General features: G+C 70.5%; 13 protein-coding genes. 5 read left to right on the plus strand and 8 right to left on the minus strand.

Annotation, left to right across the window (positions count from 1 at the left end; all coding sequences use genetic code 11):
• Window positions 1-15 precede the first annotated feature (15 nt).
• The 5 genes from AL072_RS22190 (at window position 16) to AL072_RS22210 (ending at window position 6,108) form a co-directional block, all read left to right on the plus strand.
• A complete protein-coding gene (locus AL072_RS22190) occupies window positions 16-900 on the plus strand; it encodes a glycosyltransferase family 2 protein (protein WP_045584354.1) in 885 nt (294 codons plus the stop codon).
• 122 nt (window positions 901-1,022) lie between these two features.
• Window positions 1,023-1,358 carry a hypothetical protein gene (locus tag AL072_RS22195; RefSeq protein ID WP_045584355.1) on the plus strand — a complete coding sequence of 112 codons (336 nt, stop codon included), beginning with the start codon at window positions 1,023-1,025 and terminating at the stop codon, window positions 1,356-1,358.
• A gap of 105 nt (window positions 1,359-1,463) precedes the next feature.
• Window positions 1,464-2,603 carry an efflux RND transporter periplasmic adaptor subunit gene (locus AL072_RS22200; RefSeq protein WP_045584356.1) on the plus strand — a complete coding sequence of 380 codons (1,140 nt, stop codon included), beginning with the start codon at window positions 1,464-1,466 and terminating at the stop codon, window positions 2,601-2,603.
• A 6-nt stretch (window positions 2,604-2,609) separates the two neighbouring features.
• Window positions 2,610-5,711 (plus strand): efflux RND transporter permease subunit, encoded by a 3,102-nt coding sequence (locus AL072_RS22205; RefSeq protein ID WP_045584357.1) that lies wholly within the window; start codon window positions 2,610-2,612, stop codon window positions 5,709-5,711.
• Window positions 5,712-5,739: 28 nt separating this feature from the next.
• The gene (locus AL072_RS22210; protein ID WP_045584358.1) at window positions 5,740-6,108 is read left to right on the plus strand and encodes a response regulator; all 369 of its coding nucleotides are present in this window, start codon (window positions 5,740-5,742) and stop codon (window positions 6,106-6,108) included.
• Window positions 6,109-6,145: 37 nt separating this feature from the next.
• Here AL072_RS22210 and AL072_RS22215 read toward each other — a convergent pair whose 3' ends face one another.
• Genes AL072_RS22215 through AL072_RS22250 form a run of 8 tightly spaced genes read right to left on the minus strand, consistent with a single transcriptional unit; the run spans window position 6,146 to window position 12,486 of the window.
• Window positions 6,146-6,895 (minus strand): PIG-L deacetylase family protein, encoded by a 750-nt coding sequence (locus AL072_RS22215; RefSeq protein ID WP_045584359.1) that lies wholly within the window; start codon window positions 6,893-6,895, stop codon window positions 6,146-6,148.
• On the minus strand, window positions 6,892-7,785 hold the full coding sequence (locus tag AL072_RS22220) for a glycosyltransferase (RefSeq protein WP_045584360.1): 894 nt from the start codon (window positions 7,783-7,785) through the stop codon (window positions 6,892-6,894). The genes AL072_RS22215 and AL072_RS22220 overlap by 4 nt, the downstream gene beginning before the upstream one ends.
• A gap of 9 nt (window positions 7,786-7,794) precedes the next feature.
• Window positions 7,795-8,532, minus strand: coding sequence for a GTP cyclohydrolase II (locus tag AL072_RS22225; protein WP_052710254.1), 738 nt, complete (start codon window positions 8,530-8,532; stop codon window positions 7,795-7,797).
• Window positions 8,529-9,236, minus strand: coding sequence for a PIG-L deacetylase family protein (locus AL072_RS22230; RefSeq protein WP_045584361.1), 708 nt, complete (start codon window positions 9,234-9,236; stop codon window positions 8,529-8,531). Before AL072_RS22230 ends, AL072_RS22225 begins: the two co-directional genes overlap by 4 nt.
• Before the next feature lie 8 nt (window positions 9,237-9,244).
• Complete coding sequence (locus AL072_RS22235; RefSeq protein ID WP_045584362.1) at window positions 9,245-10,138, minus strand: queuosine salvage family protein; 894 nt, start codon at window positions 10,136-10,138, stop codon at window positions 9,245-9,247.
• Complete coding sequence (locus AL072_RS22240) at window positions 10,119-10,979, minus strand: glycosyltransferase family 2 protein (RefSeq protein WP_052710255.1); 861 nt, start codon at window positions 10,977-10,979, stop codon at window positions 10,119-10,121. Before AL072_RS22240 ends, AL072_RS22235 begins: the two co-directional genes overlap by 20 nt.
• Window positions 10,976-11,692, minus strand: coding sequence for a GNAT family N-acetyltransferase (locus AL072_RS22245; protein ID WP_045584363.1), 717 nt, complete (start codon window positions 11,690-11,692; stop codon window positions 10,976-10,978). The genes AL072_RS22240 and AL072_RS22245 overlap by 4 nt, the downstream gene beginning before the upstream one ends.
• A complete protein-coding gene (locus tag AL072_RS22250) occupies window positions 11,692-12,486 on the minus strand; it encodes a GNAT family N-acetyltransferase (RefSeq protein WP_045584364.1) in 795 nt (264 codons plus the stop codon). Before AL072_RS22250 ends, AL072_RS22245 begins: the two co-directional genes overlap by 1 nt.
• Between the last annotated feature and the right edge of the window lie 190 nt (window positions 12,487-12,676).

Consider the following 12,676-nt stretch of genomic DNA (forward strand, 5'->3'; position numbering starts at 1 on the left):
GGGGAGCGCGGTGGAATGGCGGGGAACGGACCGGGGGTGGCCCGGGCGAATAGATCGGCGAACATATCGGCCGGCGTGTCGGTGATCGTCGCGGCCCATCGCGCCCACGGCACCATCGCGCGGGCGGTGCGGAGCCTGCTGGACCAGGACTGGACGGCGTGGGAGGCGGTGATCGTCAGCGACGACGGCACCGACTATCGCCCGACGCTGCGGGACGCCGGCATCGATGATCCGCGGCTGGTCTTCACCGGCACCGGCCGGGTCGGCGCCGGGGCTCCCGCCGCGCGCAATGCCGGGCTGGCGGCGGCGCGGCTGGAACTGCTGGCGCCGCTGGATGCCGACGACCGCTTCCGGCCCGGCCGGCTGTCCGCCCTGGCACCGCTGGCGCTGGCCCATGGCGCCGCCTTCGACAATGTCGCGGTGGTGCGGGACGAGGACGACCAGCCGCTGCTGCGGCTGTTCGGGGACGGTCATGCGCCCGGCCTGCTGGACGCCGACGGCTTCCTGGCGACCGTCGTCCCTATGTTTCCGCTGGTGCGGCGCGACCGGATGCCCGGCTGGGACGAGGACGTGGATTTCTGCGACGACGTGGTGTTCAACGTCCGGGTCCTGGACGCCGCCGGGCCGGTGCCGCTGGTCGCCACCCCCTTCTACGAATACCGCCAGCGCGCCGGCTCCATCACCTTCTCGTCCGACAGCGGCCGGCGGGCGGAGCGCTGCTACCGCCATCTGCTGGACCGGCTGGCCGGCGACGGGTTCGGCATCGGCGATGCCGGGCTGCGCAGCCGATTCGCCGCCGCCATCGCCGTCAAGCGTGCCCGCAACGCCGCCTTCGAGGCCGCCTTTGAGGCCGGGCGCTGCGCCAATTTCCAGGAGTTCCTGGCGCTGGGCGAAGGATAGGCCCGTTCCGGGGCAAGGGAACCGGCAAAGGCCGGATCGGTGACGGTCCCGCTGGCTTTTCTTTACCATTCCGTGTCAGCCTTGCTGCATTGCACACCGTCGCACCGGACATGGTGGAGCCCATGAATGCCCCGACCTGCTGCCTCGCCCGCATCCCCGCCAACGGGAAATTCTGGCTGAGGAATGCGCGGGTTGCCGATGGATTGCGGGACATCCGCATCGAGGACGGCCGGGTCCGCGCCCTGCTGGCGGCCGGCGAGTCGCCCTGCTGCGCCCCCGGCCTCGACCTCGACGGCGGGGCGGTGCGGCCGATGGCCGGCGACGGGCCGGTGGCGGCCGGCGATCCGGCCGACCTTTGGGTGACCCTGTGCGGCGGCCGGACGGTACCGATGCGGGCCGGCCGGCTCGATGAGAACAGGTCGCAAAATGCAGGACCTCTTGACGGTTCGGATCGCTGAACCTTCTCGACATCGGATGTGAACTGAACGATATAGTTCAGTTCACCCGGCGCGCTTTCCGGTTGCGCCGCGGCAAGACGACCCCCGTCCGGATCCCGGTCTCCCATGCGCCACACGCTTCGCATCGCAGCTCTTCTCGTCCTGGCGGCCTTGGCCGGCGGGGCCTATTGGTACTTCGTCAAGCAGGGCGGGACCGTCGCCGGGCTGACCGCGATGGTGAACGGCGCCGTTTCCGGTGCTGCTCCGGCGCCCGGCGCCTCCAACGGTGCCAAGCCGGCGGGCGGCATGCCGCCGACGCCGGTGGAGGCGGCCCAGGTCCGCATCGGCACGGTCGAGCGCACGGTGACCGCCGTGGGGTCGCTGCTGTCCAACGAATCGGTGGTGATCCGGCCGGAGATCGTCGGCCGCATCGCCGAGATCGCCTTCAAGGAAGGGCAGCGCGTCACCAAGGGAGCCGTCCTGGTCCGGCTGGACGATGCCATCGCCCGCGCGACGCTGGCCCAGGCCCAGGCGAGCATTGCCTTTTCCCGCGCCGAGCTGTCGCGCGCCGACCAGCTGGTCCGCCAGAACACCGGCCCGCTGCGCAACCGCGAACAGGCCTCGGCCAAGCTGCTGGCCGACGAGGCGGCGGTGCAGCTGGCGAAGGCGCAGCTCGACAAGCTGGTCATCGCCGCGCCCTTCGACGGGGTGCTGGGCCTGCGCAAGGTGTCGGTCGGCGACTTCGTCCAGGCCGGCAGGGACATCGTGAACCTCGAGGACATCGACACGCTGAAGCTGGATTTCCGGGTGCCGGAGATGTTCCTGCCGGCGGTGCGGATCGGCCAGACGGTGAAGGTGGCGGTCGATGCGTTCGGCGGCCGCAGCTTCGACGGCGCGGTCTATGCCATCGACCCGCTGCTGGACGTCAACGGCCGCGCCCTGGTGATCCGCGCCCGCGTCGCCAATCCGGACGGCGCGCTGCGCCCCGGCCTGTTCGCCCGCGTGTCGCTGACCCTGACGACGGTGCCGAACGCGGTGCTGGTGCCCGAACAGGCCATCGTCGCCTTCGGCAAGGACCAGTATGTGTTCAAGGTGGTGGACGGCAAGGTGGCGCAGACCCGTGTCGTGCTGGGCGAGCGCCGCAACGCCGAGGTGGAGATCGCCCGGGGGCTGGCCCCCGGCGACATGGTGGTCACCGCCGGCCAGCTGAAGATCCGCGACGGCGCCCCGGTCGCGGTGGTGCCCGGCAAAGCGACGGGGAGCTGACGCGCCATGGTGCTGTCCGAACTCTCGATCCGCCGTCCCGTCCTGGCGACGGTTATGAGCCTCGCCCTGATGCTGATCGGCATCGTGTCGTACCAGCGGCTGTCGGTGCGCGAATATCCCAAGATCGACGAGCCGGTCGTCACGGTGGAGACGACCTACAAGGGCGCGTCGGCCCAGATCATCGAAAGCCAGGTGACGCAGACGCTGGAGGACAGCCTCGCCGGCATCGAGGGCATCGACGTGATGTCCTCGATCAGCCGGGCGGAGAAGTCGCAGATCACCCTGCGCTTCCGGCTGGACCGCAATGTCGATGTTGCCGCCAGCGACGTGCGCGACCGGGTCGGCCGTGTCCGCGCCCAGCTGCCGGGCGAGATCGACGAGCCGGTGATCGCCAAGGTCGAGGCCGACGCCCAGCCGATCATGTATCTGGCCTTCTCGTCCGACCGGCATTCGCCGCTGGAGGTGACGGACTTCGCCGACCGCTACGTCAAGGACCGCTTGCAGAACCTGCCCGGCGTGGCCCAGGTCCGCATCTTCGGAGAGCGGCGATTCGCCATGCGCCTGTGGCTCGACCCGCAGCGGATGGCCGCCTACCGGGTGACGCCGCAGGATGTCGAGGCGGCGCTGCGCCGCCAGAATGTCGAGATCCCGGCCGGCCGCGTCGAGAGCGTGGCGCGCGAGTTCACCGTGGTGTCGGAGACCGACCTGCGCAGCCCGGCCGAGTTCGAGGCCATCATCCTGCGCGACGATTCGGGCTATCTGGTCCGCCTGCGCGACGTCGGCCGGGCGGAGCTGGGGGCGCTCGACGAGCGGGTCAGCGCCCGCTTCAACGGCCGCGGTGCCGTCGCCATCGGCGTGGTGAAGCAATCCACCGCCAACCCGCTCGACGTGTCGAAGGCGGTGAACGACGCCCTGCCCAAGATCCGCGCCGCGGTGCCCGCGGGCATGGGGGTGGATGTCGGCTATGACAGCTCGGTTTTCATCGCCAAGTCGATCGACGCGGTGTTCCACACCATCTTCGAGGCGATCATCCTGGTCGTTCTGGTCATCTTCTTCTTCCTGCGCTCGCTGCGGGCGACGCTGGTGCCGCTGGTGACCATCCCGGTGTCGCTGATCGGCGGCTTCGCCCTGATGTACGCCTTCGGCTTCTCGATCAACACGCTGACCCTGCTGTCAATGGTGCTGGCCATCGGCCTCGTCGTCGACGACGCCATCGTCATGCTGGAGAACATCTTCCGCTACGTGGAGGAGGGGATGGACCCCTTCCAGGCGGCGCTGAAGGGATCGCGCGAGATCGGCTTCGCCGTCATCGCCATGACCATCACGCTGGCGGCGGTCTATGCGCCCATCGGCTTCATGACCGGCCGCACCGGACGGCTGTTCACCGAATTCGCCCTGACGCTGGCCGGCGCGGTCATCGTCTCGGGCTTCGTCGCGCTGACCCTGTCGCCGATGATGTGCTCCAAGCTGTTGCGGCACGAGGCGAAGCACGGGGTCGTCTACCGCGCCATCGAACGGCTGCTGGAGGGGATGACCAACGGCTACCGCGCGCTGCTGCGCCTGTCTCTGCGGGCCCGGCCGCTGGTGCTGCTGGTCGGGCTGGGCGTCGCCGCCGCCAGCTATTTCCTGTTCACCGGGCTGAAATCGGAACTGGCGCCGGTGGAGGACCGCGGCACCATCGTCGGCATCGCCATCGCGCCGGAAGGCTCGACGCTCGACTACACCATGGGCTATGCCCAGCGGATGGAGGCGCTGTTCCGCCAGATCCCGGTACTGGAGAAGTTCTTCGTCGTCGTCGGATTCCCGGTGGTGAACCAGGGCATCGCCTTCGTCCGCCTGATCGACTGGGACGAGCGCGAGGTGAAGCAGCAGGCGATCACCGCCCAGCTGTTCCCCAAGATGTTCGGCATCCCCGGCATCCTGGGATTCGTCACCAACCCGCCGTCGCTGGGCCAGAGCCCGACCGAGAAGCCGGTGAACTTCGTCATCCAGACCTCGCTGCCCTTCGAGGAGTTGCAGGCGATGGTCAACGCGATGATGGCGGAGGCCCGCAACTTCCCCGGCCTGACCAACCTCGACACCGACCTGAAGCTGAACAAGCCGGAGCTGCGGGTGTCGCTGGACCGCGACAAGGCGGCCGACCTGGGGGTCGACGTCGATGCCGTCGGCCGCACGCTGGAAACCCTGCTGGGCGGCCGGCAGGTGACGCGGTTCAAGAAGGACGGCAAGCAGTATGACGTGATCGTCCAGGTCGCCAACATCGACCGCCGCAACCCGGACGACATCGCCTCCATCTATGTCCGCGGCGGCACCTCCGCCACCGGGGGAGCGGGACAGATGATCTCGCTCGCCAACCTGGTGAAGATCGAGGAGCGGGTGTCGCCCAAGGAGCTGAACCATTTCAACAAGCTGCGCTCCGCCACCATCACCGCGACCCTGGCGCCGGGCACCTCGCTGGGCGAGGCGCTGGCGGTGATGCAGGCGGCGGCGAACAAGGTGCTGCCGGCCACCGCCCAGACCGACTATGCCGGGCAGAGCCGCGAGTTCCGCGAATCGGCGACCGGGCTCTATTTCGTCTTCGTGCTGGCGCTGGCCTTCATCTATCTGGTGCTGGCGGCCCAGTTCGAGAGCTTCGTCGATCCTTTCGTCATCATGCTGACGGTGCCGCTGTCGATGACCGGCGCGCTGGCCGCCCTGCATCTCGGCGGCGGGACGATGAATGTCTACAGCCAGATCGGCCTCGTCACCTTGGTCGGGCTGATCACCAAGCACGGCATCCTGATCGTGGAGTTCGCCAACCAGCTCCAGCGGGCGGGCACCGACGTCCGCAAGGCGGTGGAGGAGGCGGCCGTGCTGCGGCTGCGCCCGATCCTGATGACCACCGGCGCCATGGTGCTGGGCGCCGTGCCGCTGGCCTATGCCAAGGGGGCGGGGGCGGAAAGCCGGCAGGCGATCGGCGCCGTCATCGTCGGCGGCATGACGCTGGGGACGCTGCTGACACTGTTTGTCGTGCCGACGGTCTACAGCTATCTTGCCCGCAAGAAGCCGCTGCCGGACGAGGCTGCCGGGCCGGGCCCGGCACATGGCGTCGCCCATCCGGCGGAGTGAGTGACGGGCTGCGGGATAAGGGGGCGTCTTGGCCAGCGTACTGATCATCGATGACGACGACGTGGCGCGGGCGGTGCTGCTGCGCACGCTGGCGATGGCCGGCCATGAAGCGGTCGGCGCCCGCGACGGCGTGGAGGGGATGGAGCGCTTCCGTGCCCATTCCGCCGATCTCGTCATCACCGACATCTTCATGCCGAACCAGGAAGGGCTGGCGACGATCATGCAGCTTCGGCGCAGCGCGCCGGCCCTGAAAATCATCGCGATCTCGGGCGGCGGAGCCCGCGCCTCGCTCGACGTGCTGCCGGTGGCCGAGGCGCTGGGCGCGCACCGAACCTTGCGCAAGCCCTTCACCCCGGCGGAGGTGATGGAAGCCGTACGCACCGTTCTGGGGGACTGACCGCCCAGTCCGGTGGACAAAGGCTTTCCGCAGCTCTTCACACCTTGCCGTTGCGGCGAACCGCCGAGGCGGCCGGGCGCCGCAGGGGGGCGCTCCGGTCGAGCCGGGCGATGCGGTGGGCGTCCCGGGGTTTCAGTTCCCACACCACCTCATACGTGATGGAATTGCAGAGGAAGGCGCGGCGCTCCGGCGAGAGCTGGGACGGGTAGAAAGCCAGCATGGCGGCGGTTGCAGCCGGCCGGATGCGCTGGCGTACCGCCCGCCGCCCCGCCATGAGGCACCGCAGGCGATGGTCGTGGGCGCTGAGGAGCAGGTAGGGGTGTTCGGCATAGAGCATCACCCGCCGTCGGCTGCGGCCGAGCGCGTCGAGCGCCGCGAGGAGCGCCAGCCGGTGGTCCGGATGCATGCCGACGGCCGCCGGCAGGTACAGGCACGCGGCACCGCCGGAGTCCCCCAGCCGCAGCGACAGCCAGCGCGCAGCCCGCGCCAGCAGGGCACGGTCGAGCGGTGCCCGGGCATCGTCCCAGGCGACACCGCGCACGCTCGAATCCGGCAGCCCGGCATAGTCGAACCGGTGGCCGAACGCCGCGGCCACCCTCGCGTCCTCCGCATGGCGGAGCGCCGTCACCTGCCCAGGCGGCGTGCCGTCGATGGTCGCCCGGGACCGGTCGAACAGTGTCAGCACGCGGACGGGGCGCCGGGCGCGCGCCAGCACCGTTCCCAGCGACAGAACGGCGTCGTCGCAATGCGGCGACACGACCAGGATCTCGCCGCGCCGCCCGATCATGGAAGCGGCCCCCGCGCCAGCGCATCGATCCGGTCGAAAAACCGGTGCGGATGATAGCGGTCGAGGGCCGTCGCCTCCGGACCGGTCTCTCCCGTGGCGTCAAGGGCGAGCAGCCGCTCGACGGCGGCCCGGGCGGTCAGGGCCGTGTAGCGGTATCGCGCCGGGCACCAGTCGCGGAATCCGCTATGATCGGGCACCACCGGAACGCACCCGAGCGCCACCGCCTCCAGCGCCGAAAGGCACAGAGATTCCGAAAAGCTGGTCGCCACGTAGAAGCCGCAGTGCGCCACTGCCTCCAGATAGGCCTCCCGTCGGGATTCCGTCACGATCTGCGCCCCGGCCCTCTCCAGCCTGTCGCGCCAATCGCGGTCGAGCCAGCCGATGTGGACGCAGTCGTAGCCATGGGAACGCAAGGCCCGCACCACCTCCACCTCAAGCGCCGGATTCTTGATCGGACGGAGTTGGCCGATGAAACAGACCCGGCGCCGAACCCGCCGGACCGCTGCCGGCCCTGGGTCCGTCAGCACCTGCAACGGGGCGCCGACGACGTGCAGCTTGCCGGGCGGGCTGCCGGCCGCGACCAGCTTGTCGCGCTCGCTCGCGCTGACCAGCAGGACGGCGTCGACGCGCGCGATGTTGGCGGCCTCCTCCGCCCAGTCGCCCTCGTCATCGTTGGGCGGCAGCGAGCAGGCTGCGAGGAAGTAAAGCTCGCGCCGGACCGCGGCACGCGGCGGCAGCCGGTCGCCCAGGTAGACGACGGTTCCCGTGCGGTCGTCTTCGGGTGTGGTCAGCCGGGGAATGCCGGACCACGCGGCGCAACGGTCCAGCGACGCCGCCCAGGTGACGCCGGGGTCCAGGTTGAAGACGAGGCTGAAGGAGGGGGGCGTCATGGCATCCCGTCAATCGGCTGAAACATGGTCGTGCCGCGCATAGCGGTAATGCCTCGTCTCCTTCTGCTTCAGTTCGCGCCACGCCGTGTCCGACAGGGTGGGGGACCAAACGTCGATCAGTTCGTCGACCGTGATGCCGTGCCGGCGCACCCCGTTCACCTTTTCCAGGTTCCCCGTGACGAGCCGGACGGATCCCACGCCAAGCGCCGACAGCAGCCCGGCGGCGGCCTGGTAGTCCCGGTGATCGACATCATAGCCGGCGGCCAGGTTGGCCATGTCCGGCGACAGGGGCTCGGCGACGCGGCGCCCGCCGACGACGCCGAACTGGCGGGCCAGGCAGTCCAGCTTGGCCCGCATGCCGATGCCGCGCCCCTCCTGGCGCAGATAGACGAGGATCCCGCTGCCCTCCCGCCGCATCAGGCCGAGGCTGCCTTGAAGCTGGTCGCCGCAGTCGCACAGCGACGATCCCATGGCGTCGCCCAGCAGGCATTCGGAGTGAAGCCGGGTGCAGACGCCGCGGCGGCCGGCGAAGTGATGGCGCACCAGCGCATACAGATCCTCCGCCTCGTCCAGCGCGGCGCCCGGCATGCGCAGCAGGGCGAGGTGCATGAAATCGCCCCTGTCGTGGCCGGCTTCCTCGAAGCCCAGGCACACCCAGCGCTCCTCCCGGATTTCGACGGGGGTGATCGAGACCGCCTGCAGACCGTTGGCGGCAAGAGCTCCACGCAAGTCCGACGCATCCATCATTTTGCCGCTCCTGGACTGTTGAACAGATCGATCAGGTCCCGGGCGTCCAGCCGCATCCGGCGCAACGTGAACGCCTCGGCGAGGCCGCCGCCGAGCAGTGTCGTGCCCCGATAGGTGGACAGCCCCATTCCCCCGGCCCCCCAGCCCGACGCGTCGTCCTGGCTTACGTAGCAAGACAGCGCGGCGCGCTTGCGCTCGGCCTGGGCGGTGATGTCGACGGTGAGGGCGGCATCGGCGATCGGCGTCCACACCTCGTAGCCGAGCAGCGCCGAGAGAGGGGCGCAGGGCACGCCCAGTTCCGGAAACATCGGAGACGAGGCCATCCAGAACGCCTCCTCCATCGCCGCGGCGACCAGCCGGTGCTCATGATCGCGGTCCCCGGCATGTGGACCGAGCAGCAGCGCCGGACGCGTCCGCCGCAGCAGCGCGATCAGCGGCCTTATCAGCGCTCCGGGCTCATGAGGCATTCGGTCGGGCAGGTCCAGTCCCGGAACCAGCCGGCAGCCGAGGATCCTCGCCGCCGCCTCGGCCTCCGCGCGGCGCGCCTCGCGGCAGGCGGCGGCCGTCAGGTCGGCGATGCCGGTCGAGCCGTCGAACACATGGGACACCAGCACCTCGGCACCGGCTGCGGCGAAGCCCGCCAGCGTGCCGCCGCAGCCGATGGTTTCGTCGTCGTGATGGGGGGCAAGCACAAGGACGCGCATGGGTTCCCCTAAAACTGATCGGTCAGCACGAGCACCGGCGGGACGCGCAACGCCCCGTCCGCCTCCAGGAGCTTGGCCAGGCTCCACAGGCGCTTGTCCCACAGGGCGGGGAAGCCGCCTTCCAGGAACCCGCCGCACAGCACGACCGCCGCCCGCAGCGCCAGCGTCTCCGGCGCGTCCGCCGCCAGGGGGCGGCGTTCCAGGATGCGGCGGTTCAGCGCCGCGCTCTCGACGACGATCACGCCGGCGTGGAGAAAGAGCTGGATGAGCCGGTAGTCCGCGAGGAGCGTCAGCTCCTCGATCCCGTCGAGGTGCCGGCCGGTGCGCGCCTCGGCCAATTGCGACACGTCGAAGACGGTCGATTGCGCGCGCTTCAGGAACGGATCCGCGAAAACACCGGAGTCGACCAGCCCCAGCAGCAGGGTCTCGGCCGTCGGCATGGCGGCCAGCGCGTCGGTGGTCCTGTCCAGGCCGCGCGCCAGAAGATGCCGTGCGAATCCCGTCAGCCTTGCGTGCCGCCCGTCGGTGTCGTACAGCGGCCCGCCGACCAACGTCCGCCATCGGCCGATGGGCAAGTCCGCCACGGCGCGCAGGTCGGTCCAGTCGACGGCCGCCTCCGCCATGGCGCGGCGCAGGGCCGCCGATCCGCCCGGCGCCGCGCCATGCGGGCGATAGGGTTCACCTTGCGCCGTGAAGAAGCAGTGGTTCACCGGCCCGAACAGGAGGGCCAGGGCCGTTCCCCGGTCGTCGGTGGTCTGGGGGGCGGTCTGGGGGGCGGTCTGGGGGGTGGCTCCGGCTTCGGGAGCCTGCGCGCACAGCGCCGGCAGGGCGCCGGGTTCCAGGCGGACCGCCCGCTGGCCGGAAAAGACCGCCCGGGCGGTCTCAACTACGTGGCGGGACACGGCGGGGATCCTCGTCGATGATCAGGTCGGCGCTGGTCAGCAGCCGCAGCTTCGTCCAGAGATAACCGGCGGTGTACACGCGGTTGCGGAACAGCATGTAGAGCGCCGGCAGGACGCCCTGGCTGCGGAGGGTGCTCAGCACCGAGCGGGGCACGTCGGTCAGCGTCTTGCCCAGCGCGTCGGCCAGCGCCTCTCCCACCCCGTAACGGAAGGTGCTCCGCAGGTCGGAGGCGATTTCGAGTGGCTCGTGGTGGATGAGGCAACCGTCCACCGGCCGGATGGCGATGCCCGCCTGCCGGATCCGGTGGTCGAGGTCGGCATCCTCGCGCCACACGAGGCGGCGGTCGAACAGATAGCCGCCGATGCGCGCCGCGATGCGCCGATCGAGCGCGAGCGGCGGCTTGTAGGCGGTCAGCACCTCCGCCGTGTGATGCTGGCGGGAACGGGCCACCAGACGGCTTTGCAGCCCCCCGTCGTCGCGGAACAGCACGCGGCCCTTGAAGACCTCGTCCAGCAAATTGCCGCCGTCCATGGCCGCCGCCGCCGCCTCCACCGCTCCCGCCGCGAACACGCAATCGGCGTCCATCAGCAGGACGCGATCGCCCGGCGCCATCCAGATGCCCGTCTCCAGCGCCAGCGACAGGTTGGCCTCGCCGAGCACCCGGTGACCGATGCCGTCGCGCCGGATCCGCGCCAGCACCGCTTCGGGAAAGCCGTCGGCGCAGCCGTTGAAAACGATCGCGACGGGAAAGCCGTCCGGGATCGACGCGACGCAATCGACGACGGCCCAGTCGTCCTTGCAGGGGATCACGATGGACAGGGGGATATGGGGATCGGTCATGGCTCAGGTTCGAACAGGGCGACCCGATGGCCGAAGTCGCGCTTGAAGCGGTTGATGGATTGGGCCCGCGCATCGGCCAGCGCGGGCGGGGTAAAGCCGCTGAGATCAAGGAGCAGGCCGGGGTGGCCGTTCCGGATGGCGGCGATGAGGAGGCGCATCGGCTGGAGCCGCCCGTATCGGCGGTCCACCGCCGAGAAGCGGAGGTTGACGATGTCCGGCGACCGCAGCACCAGGGCGGCCGCGCAGGCCGCGCCGTCGGGCGCGCGGGCGGCGAACAGCTCGCCCGCGCCCGCCGTCCTCACCGCGTCCGCGAGCGCGGCGAAGCGGTCGCCGTCCAGGTCGCCGCGCAGCTGCGGGTGGGGGGAGAACAGGGCCATGGCATCCGCCGCCGCGTCGCCCGACACCACCGTCACGCCCGCCCGTCGCGCCGCCTCGATCTTGCGGCGGCAGGCGGGTGAGAACCCCGCCTCATCGTCCGCCAACAGCGTGTGATAGCCCCCGGGCCGCCACTGCACCGCGTCGAGCGGACGGATGTCGCGGAACACGAAGGCGGGCCATGGCAGCCGCCGCCCGGCGGCGGGGGCCAGCTCCCAGGCGATCAGGCCACCGCCACCCAGAGCGTTGGCGAGAACCTCCTCCTCGGCCGCCGTGGCGATCCCGGCGGCGGCCAGGGCGCCGGCTACGGCGGCGCTCTGATACGGGCTGCGCCACATCACTCGACCAGGCTTTCGAAAAAGGCGGGGGTTTCCGGCGCGGCGTCCGGCGCGAGCCAGAGATGCTTGTCCATGACCATCGTGGTGGTCGCCATGTGCCGCTTGTACGGCTCGTCCCCGCGCAGGAAGTCGACGTAGCGCAGCCCGCGGCGGAACGCGTCCTCGATGACGAAGACGAACAGCCCGGTTCCCGGGGAGAGGTGGTGCCAGTGCGGGGCGAAGGCCTGCGCGTAGATTCCGATGGCGTCCCCGTCCACGAGCAACAGCAGGGCTCCAGCACACTCGCCATTCAGCCGCAGCGTCGCCACCCGCGCGATGCCGGCTCCGGCCAGCGAGCGGATCAGGGCCGCGAAATCGGGCATGGTGGCGAAGCTGTCGAGGCCGGCCTGCCCCGATCGCTGGTTCTGGAGGTCCAGCAGGGTTTCGAGGGTCTCCTCCGTCGCGGGTTCGATGGCGAAGATTCCGCCGGCCTCCAGCGCCTTCCGCCGGTAGCGGTCCAGGCGGCGGCGGCTTTCCTTGCCGCGCGATGCCCACCATGCGCTGCTCCCCATGGCCGCATCGACGCCGAGGGTCGGTTGGCAGGCGAGCGTGCGGAACCCCTCGTCCCGCCGTGCCGCGTCGCGGAGAAGCCGGCCCAGGTTCCCGGAGCGCGGGACGTGCGAGAACAGGACGAACGCACAGCCGGCGTCCCGCGCCGCGTCGAGCAGGCGGCGCAGCCCCCGCTCGTCGAACGCCTCCAGGTCCGGAAAATCGAGGTAATCGGTATGATGGACGGCGCCGACCCGCCATCCCATCGCCGACCTCCCGCCGGGCAACCGGAATGTGTCCTGGACGACGGGGACGCCGATCCGGCGATTGTCGGAACCGGGAACCGTGACGCAATGGCGCGGCGCGGCGCGGCACGCCGCAGCGACACGGTCCAGCCAAGCCGGTTCCGCGAACACTCGAAGGGGGTTTGGCAACGCTGCGCTCCTGTCGTCTCCC

This window comes from Azospirillum thiophilum, assembly GCF_001305595.1.
Lineage (GTDB): Bacteria > Pseudomonadota > Alphaproteobacteria > Azospirillales > Azospirillaceae > Azospirillum > Azospirillum thiophilum.

Excerpts from the sequence above, each read along its gene's own strand:
- AL072_RS22190 (WP_045584354.1), top strand. The coding sequence starts at position 16 with ATGGCGGGGAACGGACCGGGGGTGGCCCGGGCGAATAGATCGGCGAAC.
- AL072_RS22195 (WP_045584355.1), top strand. The coding sequence starts at position 1,023 with ATGAATGCCCCGACCTGCTGCCTCGCCCGCATCCCCGCCAACGGGAAA.
- AL072_RS22200 (WP_045584356.1), top strand. The coding sequence starts at position 1,464 with ATGCGCCACACGCTTCGCATCGCAGCTCTTCTCGTCCTGGCGGCCTTG.
- AL072_RS22205 (WP_045584357.1), top strand. The coding sequence starts at position 2,610 with ATGGTGCTGTCCGAACTCTCGATCCGCCGTCCCGTCCTGGCGACGGTT.
- AL072_RS22215 (WP_045584359.1), bottom strand. The coding sequence starts at position 6,895 with ATGATCGGGCGGCGCGGCGAGATCCTGGTCGTGTCGCCGCATTGCGAC.
- AL072_RS22220 (WP_045584360.1), bottom strand. The coding sequence starts at position 7,785 with ATGACGCCCCCCTCCTTCAGCCTCGTCTTCAACCTGGACCCCGGCGTC.
- AL072_RS22225 (WP_052710254.1), bottom strand. The coding sequence starts at position 8,532 with ATGATGGATGCGTCGGACTTGCGTGGAGCTCTTGCCGCCAACGGTCTG.
- AL072_RS22230 (WP_045584361.1), bottom strand. The coding sequence starts at position 9,236 with ATGCGCGTCCTTGTGCTTGCCCCCCATCACGACGACGAAACCATCGGC.
- AL072_RS22240 (WP_052710255.1), bottom strand. The coding sequence starts at position 10,979 with ATGACCGATCCCCATATCCCCCTGTCCATCGTGATCCCCTGCAAGGAC.
- AL072_RS22245 (WP_045584363.1), bottom strand. The coding sequence starts at position 11,692 with ATGTGGCGCAGCCCGTATCAGAGCGCCGCCGTAGCCGGCGCCCTGGCC.
- AL072_RS22250 (WP_045584364.1), bottom strand. The coding sequence starts at position 12,486 with ATGGGATGGCGGGTCGGCGCCGTCCATCATACCGATTACCTCGATTTT.